This is a genomic window from Calyptranema fuscum S582, assembly GCF_055793305.1.
This window is the reverse complement of sequence record NZ_JBSLYH010000007.1, coordinates 187,021-205,980: the sequence shown is the minus strand read 5'-3', so window position 1 is coordinate 205,980 and position 18,960 is coordinate 187,021. Positions and strand designations below refer to the sequence as shown.

Below are 18,960 nucleotides of genomic sequence, written 5' to 3'. Positions count from 1 at the left end.
ACAGTTGATGAACTCCATCTACTGTCCTTTTTTGATTTAGTCAGCAGAGGACGAGTGAGACTCTAGATTTTGAGAGTAATAAAGTCCGGCAGCGATCGCCACAATATATATCAGAATGCCAATGCTGTAGAAAATATTGCCAATAATATTGTCGTAAACCAGAAGCCGTAGATCTAACAAAATAAAGTGCCAATCATGCAGTGATGCTTCTCCTCCGAGTAGAGGGAGTAATCGTTCCTGTGCATCTTTTATATAAATCGAAACATCCAGAAAGTTTTGTCCAGTCCACCAAAGAGCGATCGCGCTGCTATACCGTTGCTGAGTGATAAAGAAATAAACGCAGAGGGCTACCGGGACTGCAATTTGCATCAATGACCCGCCAACAAGATGGATAAACTGCCCAAAAAACATCAGAATTGTATGTCCTGCCTCATGAAAGATGAGGTTGACGTTGTGCAAGAACATCATGAAAAAATCGGAACCTTCTAAAAATCCTAGAAGCGTGTAATGGGTCGAACTAAATAGGGTGTGAAATGTCAGTAAGCCCAGTAAGGCGAGTTTAAATGGGTTGAATTTTTCTAAAAAGAGTAATCCTAAATCTTGGTTCTTAGAAACAGGCGGACGAGATCTGGGTCGAGATAAACGCTTCGAAATCTGGGGGTTGAGATTGATTGCCTGAGGTGTTTCTGACCCATGCCGATTGGGTTTGAATGAATTTTGCCCAGTGGTGACTTCTTGTTCTTCTATAGGAAGCACCACTCCGAACGTGTGGTTCCAGGTAGAGTGTCCACTTCCGGGTTGCCATGATTCAATTCTGACGACCTGAATGGATGGAATTTGCAAATTAAATAACGCTCCTTGCAGGAGGGTAACGACATCGGATTGGTTGAGGGGGTTGGGCGATGCTAAAACAACGTGAAGTTGGTGCTGGCGTAAGGCAACTTTGACCTTGATCTTAGGGTTCTGTAGGACACGTTGGATGAGGTAGGCGATCGCACTGGCATCTCCCTGTTTTGCTAAGTCTATGGGGCTAGGTTGATTCATCGTGCTGCTAGGATGACTAGGTACTTTGATCGTGCCCATCGGAAAGAGCCTGGATGTCAGTAGCGAACGATTTTTATAGCAAGTCTTAATGGTGTGAAGTACACGTTGTCGTGAGAGGACCGTAATCTATTGAGTCGCGAAGCGCTATGTAGCGATTTTTAATCGAGTGGAGTTCCAGATTATGTTTCGGAAGCCATGCGGAGCATGGCTTCCGAAACATAATCTGGGTCTAGCCGAGCGCGAAGCGCTGTAGGTATCGATATGTAGAGATAAGCGAACCAGAAGGGGGCATTTTCCAGACGGAAAATGCCCCCTATCAGTGGGATATGGTTTATGACGGCATTGTCTTACACCCTATCAATGATGATGGTGGTGACCATGATCATGTCCATGGTCGTGCCCGTGATCATGCTTATGCCCATGATCGTGTCCATGGCCATGATGTTCATGTGATGTATGAGCGATCGCTAAAGCCGGATTGACTGCCAGGGCTTGTTCTGACAATAGCGCTTCAATTTGGGGATCAGCCCATTGTGCTGCCATCTGAAGAAACTCTGGGTGGTCATTGACACAGGGCATTTGTACATAGGTAACATCAGGGTGCCGTCGCCGCAGATCATGAATGATGTGGTCTACATCCAACAACGTTTCATGGTTTTCGGTAGCAAACCCGATGGGCATGAAGACGAGGGCAGTTGCACCTAATTCAATCAGGTTCTTGGCGGCTAGCTCGGCATTGGGCTGTGTCCAGTCAATCAACGGTGTTTGGTGATTGAGCCAACCCACGGAGATTAGAGGGTAACGGTGGATCAGTTTCTGTCTGACCAATTCGTAAAGGGCTTGGCTTTCGTCAATTCCAGAGGTAAACCCCTTGGCTTTGTGGGGGCAACCGTGGTTCATCAAGATGATCCCGGTTTGGGAGGGAAGATGAGCAACGGCTAAATCGTGACGAATTTTCGCTTCCACCAGATTTGCCATCAAGTCGATGTAGTCTGGTTCGTTATAGAAAGACGGGATATAGCGCTGTCCTTTGACCCAATATTCCGCCTGATCTGAGAGCTTCATCAATGCTTTGTTGACTTGCTCGACAGCAATGCCACTGGTAAAAATGGAATCTACCACCAGCAAAGGATAGATCAAGAGTTTATCAAACCCCTGGGCTTTGACCTCTGCTAACACTTGTTCCGGAAGGAAAGGAGCGCAGAAGTTAAACGCTTTGAAAACTTTGATGCGATCGCCCCATTTTTGTTGCAAACACTGCTCGATGCCAGCTCGTTGGCGCTCAAAAATAGCATTGTGGGGTGAAATAAAATTGCCGTGTTGGTGGTTCCACTCATGCAAGTCGAACATTGCCAACAATTTTGCCAGGGGGGGATAGATCCATGTGGGCACTGGAGCAAATTTGGCAGTGAGTAGGTTGAGCGCTTGTTCGTTATAGTTAGCGAAATCATCGTAACTCTCGACTTCACCATAGCCCATCAGCAAAACAGCAACGCGATCGCCTACTACAGGTGAAGGAGTCACTTCTTTTTGGAGTTTTTCAGGAGTAGCAACCACCCTTAGATACCTCTAATGCTCAAGTTTTCTTGCGTATGATCGTGGATCTGATAAGACCGAGGACTTATTTACGGCAGCGCGGCGTGCGCCGCGCTGCCAATAGTAAACGTCCGGGTTTTATTTAATGTGTGATCCTTAGTTTTGATCGGGTCAACCTGAATTTCATCTATTTCTGGGTTGACATTGCTCTCAGCTTAACATCCCCCCACAGGGGATAGTGAACTGGATGCTTAAGAAAACCCGTAGAGGATATGAGTCTGACAATCAGGGTTTGATCACAATCCTCTATAATGCGCAAGAGACTTTCTCATACCATGCCTCAAACCGTGTGGCTGAAAACGGGTTAGGGAAGATTGGTTCCATTTGGATTGAAACCATGTTACAAGAGAGGTTTTCAGTCGGATAAATCCGGTTTTCAGAGTTTTTCTAAGAAAAACTGGGCAAGAACCTGGGTTGATGAGTATACTTTCTAGTTAGTATATTTGTACTTTGGGCTGATGCAGCCAGATTGTTGGGGGATCATTTCATTAACTCTCTTTTGTAAGGGCTTTAGTGTACATCAAGCGCGTTGACCTTTCCCATTTCAAATCTTTTGGTGGCACGACGCAGGTTCCATTGCTGCCCGGATCTACTGTGATTTCGGGACCCAATGGGTCGGGGAAGTCTAATATTTTAGATGGCTTATTGTTTGCCTTGGGGCTGGCAGGGTCAAAAGGAATGCGGGCAGAGCGATTGCCTGATCTGGTCAACCAAAGTGTTGCTGGTCGAGGACGGGCAACCGTTGAGGCCAGCGTAACGGTGACGTTTGCTCTGGAAGAGGAAGATGTTGCGGCGTATCTAGAGCAAGATGAACAGCGTCGAGGCAGTGGCGCGATCGCTGCCGAAGCTCACGGTAATGGGGTTGCTGATACAGATGCAGCGAATGGCAATGGTCATAAGAATGTAACGGCAGAAACCGTTGTTGCTCCGTTGGTGACCTCAATGGAGTGGAGTGTAACGCGGAAGCTGCGGGTGACTCAGCAGGGCACCTATACTTCGACCTATTCCATCAACAATCAGCCTTGCACGCTGAATGAGTTGCATGAGCAGTTGCATCGCTTTCGCGTCTATCCAGAAGGCTATAACGTGGTTTTGCAAGGGGATGTCACAGGAATTATCTCGATGAATCCGCGTGAACGCCGCGAAATTATTGATGAATTGGCAGGGGTTGCCGCGTTTGATCGAAAAATTGGTCAGGCGAAAGAAAAACTCGATACGGTGAAGGAACGCGAGGAAAAGTTTCGCATCGTAGAAAAAGAGCTGATAGCACAACGCGATCGCCTTGCTCAGGATCGGATTAAAGCTGAAAAATATCAACGGCTGCGCAGCGAATTTCAGAACAAAAACCAGTGGGAAGCAGTGTTGAACTGGCGATCGCAACAACGCCAGGTGCAACAATTGCAGGAGCAAATTGAAACGGGCGATCGCACGGCAACCGACCTGCAAACCCAGCTTCAGACGGTACATACCGATATTCAACAGGTGACGCAAGTTCTCGACCAACTCAATATCCGGGTTAAGGCGTTAGGAGAAGAGGAACAATTAGCGCTGCAATCGACCTTGGCAACTCGGGAAGCCGAACGGCGACAACTGCAACGGCAAGAGCAAGAGCTATTGGCTGCCAGTCAAGACGTGGTCAAAAGTTTGGATCGGACGCAACGGGAGATTCAAGAGCACATTCAGACGCTCGAACAGATTTCCCAAGAAAAGCAGGAGATGGAAACGCGATTGATCACATCGCTGCACCTGGAACGCGATCGCGCTCAACAGGCGTTGGAGCAGAGTCGTGAAGCTGCTAATGCGATCGCGTCTGCTTCGGAAGCCTGGGTGCAAGAACAGACTGCCCTGCGCCATAAGATAGAAGCGTTGTTGCAAACTCTGGAACCACAACGAACCGAACAGGCGCGGTTACAAGAACGGGTCAACCAACTACAACAAAAAATTCGAGAGCAAAATCAGGCGTTAGAGGCGATCGCCCAGTCCTTGAACGAAACTCAAACTCAACGGACGCAGGTAGAAACCCGCCATGCCGAAACCACAAAACAGGTAGAGGTATTGCAGCGATCGTGTGCGGCAGCGGAACGGGAATTGCAGGTGCAGCAAGAAACCCAGACTCGTTTGCTGCAAGAACAACGGGACAAACAACGGCAGTTGGATAAACTAGAAGCCCAAACCCAGGCCATGCGAGAGGCTCAGGGTACGGGAGCCAGTCAAGTCATTTTGCAAGCAGGACTGCCCGGTGTCTGTGGCTTGGTGGCGCAACTGGGGCGGGTGGATCCGCAGTATCAACTGGCGCTAGAAATTGCTGCCGGAGCGCGACTGGGCAATTTAGTAGTAGAAGATGATGGCATTGCGGCTGCCTGCATCGAGTTGTTAAAACAGCGGCGGGCTGGACGCGCAACCTTTTTGCCGATCAATAAGATCAAGGCTCCCCAATTTTCGCCGATTCCAGCATGGAATCGTCCGGCTGGTTTTGTGGACTATGCGTGCAATCTGATTGAGTGCGAAGATCGCTACCAAAAGATTTTTGCCTATGTGTTTGGTAGCACAGTGGTGTTTACGGGGCTGGATGTGGCGCGTCCGCATCTGGGGCAATATCGCATTGTGACGCTGGATGGTGAGTTGTTGGAAACCAGTGGCGCGATGACGGGAGGTAGCCTTGCCTCACGGCAGAATTCCCTACGCTTTGGCACGGTGCAGGCGAGTGAATCATCCGAGGCGATCGCACTTAGAGAACGGCTACAGGTGATCGATCAGGTCTTAAATCGGTGTGAAAATGCGATCGCTAAAGTGGCAGTGACCGTTAAAGATCAATCCCAGCAGTTACTAGAGGCGCGTCAGCAGTCCCGCGAGATTCAACTTCAGGCAGAGCAGTTGCAACACCAGATAGCGACCTGGGTGACGCAAGAAGGTCAAATCCGGGCGCAGCTTTCTCAACATAGGCAAGAGCTTGCAACCGCTCAGTCTCGTCTTCAGACGTTGGAGCAAACGTTGCCGCTTCAGGAAGCCGACCTGGAACGCCAGCGGCAAGCCTTGTCAGACCTGGAGCAATCGCAAACCCATAGCGAGTGGCAGCAAATGCAGGCAAAAATTCGCCAGCAAGAAGCGGACTTGGGCGATCGCCAATTGGCACTACGCACGGCAGAGCAACGCTTGCAAGATTTAGAAACCCAGCAACAGCGTCTCCAAGAAAAGATCAGCCAGCAGCGTCAGCGGTTGCAAGATGCTCGGACGCAGCAAACCCATCAGCTCAACCAACGGGCTGCCCTGAGTCAGCAGCAGGCAACCTTAACGGAGCAGATTGATCAAACCCGTCACGCCTTGGCAGAACTCGATCACACCCTGGCATCTGAGAAACAGGAGCGCGATCGCATCGAACGCCAGCTCCGCGATCAGCAGACCCATCGTCAACAAACGGACTGGCAACTGCAAAAACTTCAAGAAACCCAACACGAGCGACGGCAGACCCTGACCACGTTGCAAGAGCAGGTGCAGGCTCAGCAGATAGAATTGCCCGATCCCCTGCCCGAGGTGCCAGAAAATTTGGGTTTGGAACAGTTGCAACAAGAATTGCGATCGCTACAAAAGCGGCTTCAGGCAATGGAACCTGTGAATATGTTGGCGTTGGAAGAATATGAACGCACCCAAACCCGCTTAGAAGAACTCAGCCAAAAACTATCTACTCTTGATGAAGAACGGACGGAATTATTGCTTCGTATTGAGAACTTTACAACCTTGCGACAACGAGCCTTTAAAGAAGCGTTTGATGCGGTTAACGCCAACTTCCAGACGATCTTTGCCGAACTTTCGGATGGTGATGGCTATCTGCAACTGGATGATGGCAATGATCCCTTTAGCAGTGGGCTGAATTTAATTGCTCATCCTAAGGGAAAACCCGTTCGTCGTCTGGCTTCTATGTCGGGGGGAGAAAAGTCATTGACCGCCCTCAGTTTCATTTTTGCGCTGCAACGCTATCGTCCATCGCCCTTTTACGCGTTTGATGAAGTTGACATGTTTTTGGATGGGGCAAATGTAGAGCGATTAGCTAGAATGATTAAACATCAGGCACAGCAGGCTCAATTTATCGTCGTTAGTTTGCGTCGCCCGATGATTGAGTCTGCCGATCGCACTATTGGTGTGACTCAAGCCCGTGGAGCCTATACTCAGGTACTGGGGCTTAACCTCCAGGCTCAAAGTGCTTCGCTATAGGTAAAGAACGTTACCTTGCCACCCGATGTAGACTGAGACGCCAGCTGGACTGGCTTTGCAGGATTGACGCGGTATGGTTTCGAAAAAGAGGTTTGCCCCATTTTGCCAAAGAAAACAGATATTAACCTCATAACGTGAGATAAAAATAGGTGCAGCTCGTTTTTGTGGGAGCTAGCCGATGCCGCTTAAGGCGGATAGTCCAGAAAAATAAGAATACTTCGGTGTAATTCTATTCATATTCATATCGATACGGTATTTATTATTGATATCGATCTCTTAGCCGATTCCGAGATCAGGACTCGAAAATGACATCTGAACAATATCGCCAACGCTCTGATTTTTTAGGCACACAGGTCATCACTCGCGACGCTGGAAAGCGTTTGGGCGTAATCAGTCAACTCTGGGTCGATGTCGATCGCAGAGAAGTGGTTGCCCTGGGCATCCGCGAAAATATGCTCTCTGGTGTGCTTTCTGGCATTCAGCAAATGATGCTTTTGAGTGATATCTATCAGGTTGGGGATGTCATTCTAGTAGACGATGACACGATGCTGGAAGATGACCTCAATACTGAGTCCTATAGTGTGGTGATCAATAGCGAAGTCATCACCGAAACCGGAGAATTGCTCGGTAAAGTCCGAGGCTTCCGGTTCAACGTCCGCACGGGCAAGGTCGATTCTCTGGTGATCGCTTCGGTGGGTATTCCTCAAATTCCCGACCAGGTGATTAGCACCTACGAACTCTCTATGGATGAGGTGGTCAGTAGTGGACCCGATCGCCTGATTGTGTTTGAAGGTGCAGAAGAGAAATTGCGACAGTTAACGGTCGGTGTTCTAGAGCGCCTGGGCATTGGTAGACCTCCCTGGGATCGCGACGAAGCGACCGATTACATCATGCCGACTTCAGTGTCCAATCAGTTAGGTACGGGCTTACCGACAACCCAGACTCAACCCGTGCGCAATGTGGCTCCGGCACGAGATACCTGGGATGATGACAACTGGTCTGATACGCGATCGCGACGGGAGTTGCAAGAACCCTTGCGACAACGCCAGCCAGAACCCTACTACGAAAAAGAAGAAGCCAACTGGGGTGACGCCCCCGAAGACGACTATGAAGAAGTCGCCTATGTTGAGCGGGAAGCCTATGTCGAGCCTCCGCGTCAGGCTCAGTACATGAAGCCCGAATATGGGGATGTCACCAATGATGCCTGGGAGGATGACGAAAATCCTCAACCGTACCGGGGTCCCGAAGTTAATATTCCAGAACGTAAAAAAGTTGTGGAGTATGAGGAAGAAACGGATTACTAGAGGCTCAGAAAGTTAATGGTGTGCGCCCGCAGGGCGCACACCATTAACTTTCTATATAATTTCTAGGAGACGCTGGAACGGTGGATAGGAGCGATCGCTCCAACCCTTCTGGTTTCAGGATTGCTTAGGAATCTTTCAGGCAGTTGCTAGCGTCAACAGATTCAACTCTTCGTTCAATCTATAGTTGTGATACCGAGATGAGACGCTGCTTGCGCTTTCGTGGTTCGCTTAGGTTTTTCTTCGGTGCGACTCTTGTCTGGGTGTCTATCCAGCCCCAAAGTTGGGCACAGGCGATCGCTAATCCTGCTAATTCCATTACCTCAACGAATCCAACTAGCTCGGTTAATGGGGCAAATCCAGCAACCCCACCTGGAAGCCCAGAAGTGTTGGTAGGCGATCGCTCGACCCAACCCTTACAAAATATGGGATTTTATCCCATCTTCTCGCCACCCGAGTTACCTCCTTTACAACCAACGTTGCCCGAGGCAGCTCCAGTAGTGCGATTGGTCATTCGTCGGAGCGATCGCCGGGTATATGTTTACCACGACGATACAGTTGTTGAAACGTTTCCTATTGCGGTGGGTAGAGAAGGCTGGGAAACACCCTTAGGAAGTTACGCCGTTCTCTCTAAAATTGAAAATCCGGGTTGGACGAACCCCTTTACAGGCGAAGTCGTACCGCCAGGTCCTGACAATCCCCTGGGCGAACGCTGGATTGGGTTTTGGACAGATGGAAACAACTACATCGGCTTTCATGGCACTCCCAATCGAGAGTCGGTCGGGAGAGCGGCATCGCACGGCTGTATCCGCATGTATAACGAGAATGTGCGGCGGCTGTACGACATGGTAGAAGTAGGGACGCCTGTTATTGTCGAGTATTAAGCCTGTCTGGGTTCGACAACACTATGGGGCTATTAGCTCATGCACTGCATGGGCTAATAGCCCCCATATTTCAAGCCGGATGAATTTACCAGAGTGCGCGAGGATTTTGATCTTGTGTAGGGTTAGGTGTTGAATCAGACGCAGGAGTCGATGTCGCAGGAGTGGGAGTTGTAGAAGGCTCTGACTCGGGAGTCGGTGAGATGTCTTCTCCATCGGGTGTGGAGTCTACGTCTGGGCTGGAGGTTGCGGGCGTTTCGTCTTCTGCGGTAGGCGTTGGTTCTGGATCAAGAGTTGAGTCTGAATCGGTTGAGTCTGGGTTGGTTGAGTCTGGATCAACGGCTGGTTCTGTGTCGGTTGGATCAGCATCAGGAGTTGATTCTGGTTCGGGGGTTGATTCTGGGGCGGTTTCTTCTGGCGTAGGGGTGGGTGCATCTTGTGCCCACGCTAGGTGGGATAATGTCATTAATCCCACAATAGAGAGAGTGGTCGAAAGTCCAATGAATTTTAGTTTCTGAGATAACCGTCGGTTCATGGGCTCTTTCTCCTGTTTTGTATAAAGCTGGCATTAAGTCCGTGTCACGGTGATATGGCGGTCACCAGTTTTATTAGAACGTCGATGCGTTTGTAGAAAAGCGTTGCTGCCTCACAAAGATTTCTAACTGATATAGCAACCGTCGAGACGGTTAAATCAGGAGGTTGTGAGAGGTGCATCCCTCTGGGATGCACCTCTCACAACCCATGGGGGATGGCTATTACTAGCCACTGCGATACGGTGGGTCTTGGTCATACTTTTGAATGTGGAAACCTGAGGTTTCCACATTCAAAAATATCTTGCAATTCATTGCTGCGTCATGACTCATTAGAGGGAGACTGGGGTAAACCTGAATTATCGCGATCGCAGGATAGGGTGCCACCGATGAGCTCACCGTTTTCCCAGATACCGGATTTGGATGACCCATCTGCCAGAATGAATGTTCCGTTGCCATTGCATTTGTTATCGCGAAATTCGCCAATGTAGCGATCGCCGTTTTCCATGCTCCATAGCCCCAGTCCACTGAACTGGTCATCACGAAATTGCCCCATATAGCTTCTGCCATTGGCAAAGGTGAAGGTGCCACAGCCATTGCGCTTGCCATTGCGGTAGTCACCGTCGTAACGGTTGCCGCTACTAAACACCATGGTGCCGCGACCATCGGCAGGTAGACCGTCCGCAAACTTGCCATAGTAGCGAGTGCCATCCTCATATTCATGATCGGGGTCTTGATCGGGAATGGGGGATGGGGACGGTTCCTGACAGGGCAGGGCGGCTGAGGTAACGATCGAATCGGGCGATGCCTCCGAGGATGAATCGGCAGATTCCGAATTGATATTGATCCCCACTGCGATCGCACCCATGGCGATCGCCAGGATGCCTGCTCCAATCAGCGCCTTGAGATTAATCGGGAAACGCTTGACGGTGGCTGGACGAGGAGTTGGCGTTACTGGCGTTGGAACTGTTGGAACTGATGTTGGAACTGATGTTGGTATGGGTTTGGGTAACGGGTCGGCGATCGCCTGGATCCCCAGGAATTTGACAAAATCGGCGGATGTCAGTTTCCCATTGGTGTGCAACACTTGCTTTTGTTGTTGGTGCTGTTGCAAATAAACATAGTCACATGCAACCGCCTCAAACTGAGTAGCACTGTCAATCTGGCAGTCTTCCAGACAGGCTCCCGTGAGTTTGGCTCCACTAAAATTAGTCGCTGATGCCCTGGTACGAGATAAATCTGCCTGGGTTAAATTCGCTTCACTCAGATTAGTCCAGGTCAGGTCAGCGTTGCTGAGATCGGCACCGACTAAATTTGCCCCACTGACGTAAGCACCCCCCAAATCTGCGCCTGACAAATTGGCTTCTGCGAGATTTGCCCCAATCAAACAGGCTCGACTGAGATCTACGTCCTGCAAGTTGGCTTGGCTCAGATTTGCCTGAAACAGGTAAGCTGTGCTGAGATTGGGTTTGACGTCGGGATGTTCTGTTCTCCAACTATTCCAGCGATCTACTCCCTGTTCTAATAAGAGGAGGTAGTCATTATCCGGCATGGGGAGTTCCTCTCTGCACCACTAACATTGAACGCCTCTTACCTTCCTTATATAAGAGTAATGCCAGAATTAAGAGTTCCTGCATGGAGCCATAATTTCCTAAAAATTTCTTGGTCATTAAGCTCCTTACAAAATTAAAACCTATAACTATGGAATAACTTTTTGGGAGAGTGCGGCTCTGCCGCACTCTCCCAAAAAGTTATTCAAGTTATTTTTATAAGGCTCCATTCACATCAACACAATCTCAATGCTTTTTCCTGAACACGCCCCAAACCGATGAAGAAGGGAATGGTAGATGCACCCTGTATTCATTCCCCGGCACTATGCTGGGGATTTTTTGTTGGCTCCGCCGTGCTGTTCCATATCGCAATTCTCAGTAGCGTGAAGCCCAAGGTGTGATGTGAGAGCCTCGCGGAGCGAGGCTCTCTCACAATGCCCGCAATCTATGCAGACGCGAAGCGCTATAATTTCTGCTCAAGTTTAGAGATGAAGCAATGTAGGCTAGAGAAGAACGAACAGCAAGCGAGCGAGGGTCTGTGTTTTTTAGTGTGATTATTCCCACTTACAACCGCAAGCCTATTTTAGAAAAATGTCTGAGGGCGTTGGCATATCAGCGCCTTGCTCAGGGAAGTCAGGTCACAGGGTATGAAGTGGTTGTGGTAGATGATGGGTCTACCGATGGCACCGTGGAATGGTTGCAGCAACAACGAGACGAATTTCCCTACGTGCGCCTACTCAAACAAGACCATCAAGGACCCGCGGCTGCTAGAAATCTGGGGGTAGACCATGCCCGTGGCGATACGATTATTTTTATTGACAGTGATCTCGTCGTTACAGCGCAGTTTTTGCAAGCCCATGCCGATGGGTTGGCGGTTGGGAAAAAAGCATCTGGCAGCGATCGCATTTTTACCTATGGCAGGGTGATCAATACCTGTAATTTTGAGAATCCGACCAGCGAACCCTATAAAGTGACCGATTTCTCGGCAGCTTACTTTGCGACGGGCAATGTGGCGATCGCCCGCAAATGGCTTGATCAGGCAGGATCCTTCGACACTCGCTTTCAGTTATATGGCTGGGAAGATCTGGAACTGGGTGTACGACTCAAAAAAATCGGTCTCAAACTGGTGAAATGTCCTGATGCGGTGGGCTATCACTGGCATCCGCCGTTTTCACTCAAATACATCCCGAATTTGATCGATCGAGAAATTCAGCGGGGTCGTATGGGGGTGCTGTTTTACCAAAAACACCCGACCTGGGATGTGCGCATGATGATCCAGATGACCTGGTTGCATCGCATTCTTTGGGGCATTTTGTCTCTGGGGGGTCGGTTAAATGAGCGAACCATGGCTCCGTTCTTGCAATGGTTGATCGATCGCGGCAAGCCCCAACTGGCGTTGGAAGTCGCCCGGATTTTTCTCAATTGGTACAACGTGCGGGCAGTCTATGCAGCCTATGCCGAGAGTCAACGCTAAAGGTGACCCATGATCTCTATTCAAGCCCTAATGATTTTTGAGAGCGCGACAGCGAAGCTGTCGCGCTCTCAAACCGAGTGACAGATGCTCCTAAGAATATGCAGCCAAACCCCACTGGTCTAGGAGAAATGCGTATTCAACGGCGATCTCTTTGAGGCGTTCATAGCGTCCGGAGGCTCCGCCGTGCCCTGCACCCATGTTGGTTTTGAGCAATAGGATGTTGCTGTCGGTTTTGAGATTCCGCAGTTTGGCGACCCATTTGGCAGGTTCCCAATACGAGACACGGGGATCATTCAACCCAGCCGTGACTAGCATGGCAGGATAGTCTTTTTGCCCGACATTGTCGTAGGGTGAATAGGACTTCATGTACTCGTAGTAGGTTGGGTCGTTGGGGTTGCCCCATTCTTCCCACTCCATTACCGAGAGGGGTAGAGATTCGTCCAGGATCGTTGTCACCACATCGACAAACGGTACCTGGGCGATCACAGCTTTAAATAACTCTGGGCGCAGGTTGGTGACGGCACCCATGAGCAATCCGCCCGCACTACCACCGACGATCGCCAATTGATCGGGTGATGTCCAGGCTTCTTTGACCAGGTATTCGGCACAGGCAATGAAGTCGGTGAAGGTATTTTTCTTGTTGAGAAACTTACCGTCTTCATACCATTTGCGACCCATTTCAGCGCCCCCACGAATATGGGCGATCGCCAGTACCACACCCCGGTCTAACAAGGATAAGCGGTTGGATGAAAATGAATCGGGATAGCTATAGCCATAGGATCCATAACCCGCCATCAGTAAAGGATTGGCACCATTGCGCTGAGTGCCTTTGCGATAGACCAGTGACAGCGGTATGGCTGTGCCATCTGGGGCGATCGCTTCAACCCGTTCGCTAATGTATTGGGTGCGATCGTAGCCACCTAACACGGGGGTTTCTTTCTTGAGCTCTCGATTGCGGGTATCCAGATTGTAGTCAAACACTGAATTGGGCGTAACCAGAGAGGTGTAATTGAATCTCAGGATATTGGTATGGAATTCAGGATTTGTACCTTCGCTGACTTCGTAGGTGGGTTCGGGGAAGGCAACATAGTGTTCGTCGTGGCTGGATAATTTGCAGACGCGGACAACAGGCAAACCCGCCTGGCGTTCGGAGACCACGAGATGATCGACGAACGCACTGACGTCGGTAATCATGACTGCGTCGCGATGAGGAATCACCGTTTGCCAGTTCTCTTGGGTCGGTGCGGTAATGGGCGCTTTCATCACCTTAAAGTTGATCGCGTCTTCATTCGTGGTGATGTAAAAGAAGTCGCTGTGATGCTCGACGGCATATTCGATCCCGTGCGATCGCGGTTGGATGACCTGAAACGATCCAGTCGGACTATTCGCGTCGAGATAATGCACCTCTGAGGTAATCTTGCTGTTTAGGCTCAACAGCACATAGGCTTGACTGCGAGTCTTGCTCACTCCCAGATAATAAGACTCATCAGTTTCGTGATAGATCAAGACATCGCTGCTGGCAGGGGTTCCCAGGGTATGCCGAAACAGCTTGTAAGGACGGTGGGCAGCATCGACCTGGTTGTAAAACACCGTCTTGCTGTCATTTGCCCAGGCAAAGGAGTAATAGGTATCGGGAATATGTTCGGGATACAGTTGACGGGTTTCTAGATCCAGGAAATACAACGTATACAACTCTGACCCGTTGATATCAACCGAATACGCCAGCAATTTGTGATCGGGACTGACCTGGAAGACGCCGACGCGGAAGTAGTCATGACCTTCAGATAACTGGTTTTGGTCGAGCAGAATTTCTTCATCGGTATCCAGGCTGCCTGCCTTGCGGCAATAGATGGGATAGGCTTTGCCTGCTTCGGTGCGAGTGTAGTAGTAAAAATTGTCTTTGCGATAGGGAACCGATAAATCTGTTTCTTGAATGCGCGACAACATTTCTTGATAGAGCCTGGTCTGCAACGCTTCGGTGTGTTGCATCATTGCCTGGGTATAAGCATTTTCAGCGTCTAAGTAAGCAATCACCTCAGGGTTGTGGCGATCGCGCAACCAAAAGTACGGATCAATGCGGTCGTCGTCGTGTAACGAATGCACCTGATGCTGTTGTTTTGCAATAGGGGGAGTTATATGAGTGACAGGACGATTTTCTTGCTCCAGCATGGTAGAGGCTCAGTTTTATTTAGGAATCAGGATAATGAAGTTTAGGGTATTGAAAGTCTTACCCTGTGCCCAGTGTATAGCTTGAATCTGGCGATCGCTAATAACTGCGCGGCTGGCTCACCCGTCTTTTTTCTAAGGCTGAAAAGACTGGTGTGGCGAACACTCAATTTTGCAATATAGGGTGTGGGAGTGCAGCCCCCACGCAGGTTTTTTCTCGGCACCCTGTTGTTAAATGTTTAACTATGTCTACTAGTACACCAACTTAAAAGGTTTAGAGGGGGTGGAGGGGGTAAAACCCCCTCTTGGGGGCTCCGCCCCCAACCCCCCATGTTGCAAAATTTGGTGTTTGCAACACTAGTACAGCAAAACGAAAGTTTTGTAAGGGGTGAAGGGGTAGAACCCCTTCTTGGGGGCTCCGCCCCCAAACCTCATGTTGCAAAATTTCGTGTTTGCAGCACTAGTGACAGAGGGATCAGAAGGACTGCTGTGGCGTGCCCTTCGGGCACGCCACAGCAACTTTCCAACCTACAAGAGCCTGGGTCGTAGCCAATTAACTATTGGGGGGTGTTTCTACCAGTAAGGTAATGTTGCGGATGCCAATGACTTTGACGGTTCTACCGCGCACCAAGACAACATCTTGATCACAGCGAGCATACCAAGACGACCCATGAAACTGCACCCGTCCAACTCGTCCCGGTTGAATGGTCTCATACACCACAGCTTCTTGCCCAACATATTCGGGGTTGAGGGTGCGGGGCGATTGATCAGAGTCTTGCTCTGGCGTTGACTCGGATGCGGGGGAAAACAAATTCTGGAAACGCTTGAAAAAATTTAGCATCTTGCACGTTCAATCCTGGAGATGGGCTATGGCGATCGCAAATCAATTGTGATCTAAAGCATAGGAATCGGTACCCCATACAGGGATGAAATTTGGGGTTCTCGTTGATATGCCCGACGCCCTTGAGGTGGGATAGGTAGTGGATTGAACTTCTGAGCGGCAAGCGCATCGTTTTAACCCGCTACCCTCCCAGTTTTGAGCGCGCAGCGCTATATCAATCGATTGGGTATCGTTCCTAGAATTCCCGCGAACAGATTATTAAGAAACGAACGTATGACAGTTTTAGGATCGTGGATTTATAAAACCGCAGATTTATGGTTGTCGGTGCGGCGACGCCGCACTTCTAATTTAATCTACGATCCTTAGTCAAATTTACGATTGTGTTTGCACCCGTGTTGATATCGTTCAATTGCTTGCACCAATCTCAGGGTATCGCTGTGCGCCATAAATTCCAAGATGCGAGTTGTGGAGACTACCTATTTCCTAAACGGCTCATACTCACCTGCCACAGAGGCTGAACCCAGCAATTATTAAGATTAGTGGCTAGGGTGCCGTTTTCTGGCTCAGCACTCTCACTTAGGTCGATGAAACGGGAACGATAAAGCTACAGTCAAGGAAAGAGCCCTCAACTGGGAAATGTGAGTATGAGCATTCAATTGACGATCGCAGACTCCGTGTTAAACGCCATTCGTTTACCCACCGAGCAAGTCGAACAAGAACTCCGCAAAGAATTGGCGATCGCGCTATATCAGAAAACTTTACTGCCGTTTGAAGCGGCTAGCACCCTGGCACAGATTGAGCAATGTGAATTTGCCCAAATGGTGGGCGCAAAAGATGTAATCCGTCGCTGTCGGTTGACCGATGTGAATGGCAATGCGGTCTATACCTGTAGTGAGTGATGTCACGCAGGTCGCGTTTGGTGGAAAGGGTTGTAGGGTTTGCTTTGCTAGACCCAGCGCCCAACGACGACTCGGATTGTGCCATCGGATAGGACTTCTTCCTGCTCAATGGTGAACCCTTCCAGGGGTGCCGTTGCCATCAGCGCGTGGTATCCATAGCGTTGCATGACTCGGTTGAGCCAGATCTGGGAATAGGTGGTGCGATCGTAGTCTGAAATGATGGCGGCAAAGGTGCCGTCTGCTTGCTGCTGGAAACCAATATCGTTGCTCAGGGTGCCAATGTGCTTACGGCGCACAATCACCTCGGCTTTGTCGGCACGGCGATCGCCCTCGTAGCCATACAACGTTTGAGCCGTATCGTAGACTTCAACGTGTTTGAAGCCAACATCAGCCAATGCCTTGACCAATGCATCAACCAACTTGATTTGGGTTCTGATCGTGGTGAAGTGGGACATGGGAAGGGGATGGGGAGATGAAGGGATAGAGGGATGAAGGGATGAAGGAAGATTGATGTTTGGCAGCGCGGCGTCGCCGCGCTGCCAAACATCAATCTTCGATTTTGATTGAATGTGTGATCCTGAAGACTGTGGATGCCTCACGTCTCTTTCTAGTCTACGTCTAATGATCGGATCCCTTTTTGGAGGGTATATTGCTTCAACTCTTCGATTAATTGCACATCTTTAGAGGCGGTTCTGGCTCCGGCTTCGGCTGCCCATTGTTTGAGGGCTTCGATCTGGTCATGGGCGATCGCTGCCAGGGGAACAGTTTCTTCGATCGCCCGGATTATATCTTCGTTGGTGAAGTCGCGGCGCTGTCCTGCGGTACCTTGACCAAAGGCGCGGTGCATTCCGTCAATAATCACCTGTTCAATTTCGGCACCACTGAAGTTTTTGGTTTGCCGTGCCAGCATTGCCAGGTCAAAGTCTCGTAGGCGGCTGGGGCGTAATTTTTGCAGATGCACTTTGAAAATGTCTTGCCGTTCGGCTTCGGTGGGCAGGTTGAGAAAGAAGATTTCGTCAAATCGTCCTTTGCGTAAGAGTTCGGCAGGAAGGATCTGGATATTGTTGGCAGTCGCGACGATAAAAACAGGACTGGTCTTTTCTTGCATCCAGGTAATCAGTGAGCCAAATACACGACGACTGGTGCCAGAGTCGCCGTCGCTGCTGCTGGTGATATTGCCAAAGGCTTTGTCAATTTCGTCGATCCACAAGACACACGGGGCGATCGCTTCGACCAGTTGAATCATTTGCCGGATGCGGCTTTCGCTTTCGCCAACAATGCCACCAAATAGTCGCCCTGAGTCGAGTCTGAGTAAGGGCAACCGCCACTCATGGGCGATCGTTTTTGCCGATAGCGATTTGCCCGTCCCTTGAATGCCGACCAGTAACACGCCTTTGGGATTGGGAATGCCAAATCTGCGTGCTTCTTCGGTAAAGACATCCTGGCGCATTCTGACCCATTGCTTCAAGTTATCCAATCCGCCGACATTTTTAAGCGAGGTTTGAGCCGTAAAAAACTCCAGAATGCCGGTCTGCCGAATGGCTTGCTTTTTCTCTTCTAAAATGCTCAAAATATCGGTTTCGTTGACCTGTTGTTTGGCTGCCAGTGCTTTTGCCAAGACTCGTTGAATTCGGGCGCGACTCAGACCCTGACAGGCTTTGACCAGTTGTTCGCGGGCTAATCCGGTCAACTGTAATTTCTCTGGAACGACGAGTTGAGCAATCAGATAGTTAATTTCCTGGATATCGGGGAGAGGAAAATCAATCACCGTGATTTCCTCCATCAGTTCCGCTGGTAGGTCTAACGTATGGCTCAATATCAGCAGTGTTTTGCGGCTTTGTTTCAGTTCGCGGGTCAGGTTTTTGAGTTCTCTGATTACGGGGACGTTGCGATCGCTCAGAGGATTTTTGAAAATTGGATGTAAGTCTCGCAATACAAACAAACTGGCATCTTCAGCCAGTGTTTTGCTAATCCGGCTTAAGGCTGCCATGATGCTGCCTTTGTCTGCGCCACTATCCTTCCAGCCGCGTACTGTATCCCACACCAGCAGCTTGCGTTGTGGTTGCGATCGCCCTGCTACCTGGGCTAAGACGTCCTCAACGGGTTCTTCTTCGACCGCCACGATGTATATCAGGGGAAATCGTGCCCGAATCATCAGATCCAGTTGCTGAATCAGGTCTTGATGCGGCGTTTTAGGAGAATTGGATGGCGGCGATGGCGGAGAAAGAGTCATGCAGGTTGGCAAGCGGGTGGCATATCTTTAAGGATGCCGCGATCGCCTTACAAATGACCAGAATTTAAGCCATACATAACGATACGCAAAGGTTTATATTTCAAATTACAATTTGGCAGATGGCGTATTATCACCCTTAAAAGGGCAATATTAACCAACGATCACGATCGTTGTTGAAGCATTTTTTAGAGCAGTTGATGTGCTGAAGAGCGGTGCGGAGCGCCGCTCTTCAGCAC

13 protein-coding genes are annotated in these 18,960 nt (G+C 49.8%); 5 read left to right on the top strand and 8 right to left on the bottom strand.

The features are described from left to right. Positions 1-36 precede the first annotated feature (36 nt). On the bottom strand, positions 37-1,083 hold the full coding sequence (locus ACR6Z4_RS07455) for a hypothetical protein (RefSeq protein WP_479716608.1): 1,047 nt from the start codon (positions 1,081-1,083) through the stop codon (positions 37-39). A 318-nt stretch (positions 1,084-1,401) separates the two neighbouring features. Next, positions 1,402-2,601, bottom strand: coding sequence for a ferrochelatase (locus tag ACR6Z4_RS07450; protein ID WP_479716607.1), 1,200 nt, complete (start codon positions 2,599-2,601; stop codon positions 1,402-1,404). Between the two features lie 552 nt (positions 2,602-3,153). Here ACR6Z4_RS07450 and smc point away from each other — a divergent pair. The 3 genes from smc to ACR6Z4_RS07435 all read left to right on the top strand — a co-directional run bounded on the left by smc (position 3,154) and on the right by ACR6Z4_RS07435 (position 9,034). Continuing rightward, entirely contained in the window at positions 3,154-6,849 is a 3,696-nt protein-coding gene (smc, locus tag ACR6Z4_RS07445) for a chromosome segregation protein SMC (protein WP_479716606.1), read from the top strand. A 305-nt stretch (positions 6,850-7,154) separates the two neighbouring features. Beyond that, complete coding sequence (locus ACR6Z4_RS07440; protein ID WP_479716605.1) at positions 7,155-8,153, top strand: PRC-barrel domain-containing protein; 999 nt, start codon at positions 7,155-7,157, stop codon at positions 8,151-8,153. Positions 8,154-8,413: 260 nt separating this feature from the next. Continuing rightward, entirely contained in the window at positions 8,414-9,034 is a 621-nt protein-coding gene (locus ACR6Z4_RS07435; RefSeq protein ID WP_479716604.1) for a L,D-transpeptidase, read from the top strand. 85 nt (positions 9,035-9,119) lie between these two features. Here ACR6Z4_RS07435 and ACR6Z4_RS07430 read toward each other — a convergent pair whose 3' ends face one another. Further along, positions 9,120-9,566, bottom strand: a complete 447-nt coding sequence (locus tag ACR6Z4_RS07430) for a hypothetical protein (RefSeq protein ID WP_479716603.1) — start codon at positions 9,564-9,566, stop codon at positions 9,120-9,122. Between the two features lie 317 nt (positions 9,567-9,883). Continuing rightward, positions 9,884-11,113, bottom strand: coding sequence for a pentapeptide repeat-containing protein (locus ACR6Z4_RS07425; RefSeq protein WP_479716602.1), 1,230 nt, complete (start codon positions 11,111-11,113; stop codon positions 9,884-9,886). Between the two features lie 536 nt (positions 11,114-11,649). On the opposite strand from ACR6Z4_RS07425, the gene ACR6Z4_RS07420 reads away from it, so the two are divergent. Further along, entirely contained in the window at positions 11,650-12,585 is a 936-nt protein-coding gene (locus ACR6Z4_RS07420; protein WP_479716601.1) for a glycosyltransferase family 2 protein, read from the top strand. A 90-nt stretch (positions 12,586-12,675) separates the two neighbouring features. Here the strand turns inward: ACR6Z4_RS07420 and ACR6Z4_RS07415 are convergent, their stop codons facing one another. Both ACR6Z4_RS07415 and ACR6Z4_RS07410 read right to left on the bottom strand, forming a co-directional pair. Continuing rightward, on the bottom strand, positions 12,676-14,754 hold the full coding sequence (locus ACR6Z4_RS07415) for a S9 family peptidase (RefSeq protein WP_479716600.1): 2,079 nt from the start codon (positions 14,752-14,754) through the stop codon (positions 12,676-12,678). A 550-nt stretch (positions 14,755-15,304) separates the two neighbouring features. Further along, a complete protein-coding gene (locus ACR6Z4_RS07410; protein ID WP_479716599.1) occupies positions 15,305-15,592 on the bottom strand; it encodes an NfeD family protein in 288 nt (95 codons plus the stop codon). A gap of 644 nt (positions 15,593-16,236) precedes the next feature. Here ACR6Z4_RS07410 and ACR6Z4_RS07405 point away from each other — a divergent pair. Then, entirely contained in the window at positions 16,237-16,491 is a 255-nt protein-coding gene (locus ACR6Z4_RS07405; RefSeq protein WP_479716598.1) for a UPF0175 family protein, read from the top strand. Between the two features lie 47 nt (positions 16,492-16,538). Here the strand turns inward: ACR6Z4_RS07405 and ACR6Z4_RS07400 are convergent, their stop codons facing one another. Next, complete coding sequence (locus ACR6Z4_RS07400) at positions 16,539-16,946, bottom strand: DUF1257 domain-containing protein (RefSeq protein WP_479716597.1); 408 nt, start codon at positions 16,944-16,946, stop codon at positions 16,539-16,541. Positions 16,947-17,098: 152 nt separating this feature from the next. Then, positions 17,099-18,724: an AAA family ATPase gene (locus tag ACR6Z4_RS07395; protein WP_479716596.1), complete on the bottom strand. Its 1,626-nt coding sequence runs from the start codon at positions 18,722-18,724 to the stop codon at positions 17,099-17,101. Between the last annotated feature and the right edge of the window lie 236 nt (positions 18,725-18,960).

Bases quoted from the DNA above. Each gene is read 5' to 3' on its own strand.
- ACR6Z4_RS07400 (WP_479716597.1), bottom strand. From the start codon at position 16,946: ATGTCCCACTTCACCACGATCAGAACCCAAATCAAGTTGGTTGATGCA.
- ACR6Z4_RS07395 (WP_479716596.1), bottom strand. From the start codon at position 18,724: ATGACTCTTTCTCCGCCATCGCCGCCATCCAATTCTCCTAAAACGCCG.
- ACR6Z4_RS07440 (WP_479716605.1), top strand. From the start codon at position 7,155: ATGACATCTGAACAATATCGCCAACGCTCTGATTTTTTAGGCACACAG.
- ACR6Z4_RS07415 (WP_479716600.1), bottom strand. From the start codon at position 14,754: ATGCTGGAGCAAGAAAATCGTCCTGTCACTCATATAACTCCCCCTATT.
- ACR6Z4_RS07425 (WP_479716602.1), bottom strand. From the start codon at position 11,113: ATGCCGGATAATGACTACCTCCTCTTATTAGAACAGGGAGTAGATCGC.
- ACR6Z4_RS07430 (WP_479716603.1), bottom strand. From the start codon at position 9,566: ATGAACCGACGGTTATCTCAGAAACTAAAATTCATTGGACTTTCGACC.
- ACR6Z4_RS07405 (WP_479716598.1), top strand. From the start codon at position 16,237: ATGAGCATTCAATTGACGATCGCAGACTCCGTGTTAAACGCCATTCGT.
- ACR6Z4_RS07410 (WP_479716599.1), bottom strand. From the start codon at position 15,592: ATGCTAAATTTTTTCAAGCGTTTCCAGAATTTGTTTTCCCCCGCATCC.
- ACR6Z4_RS07455 (WP_479716608.1), bottom strand. From the start codon at position 1,083: ATGGGCACGATCAAAGTACCTAGTCATCCTAGCAGCACGATGAATCAA.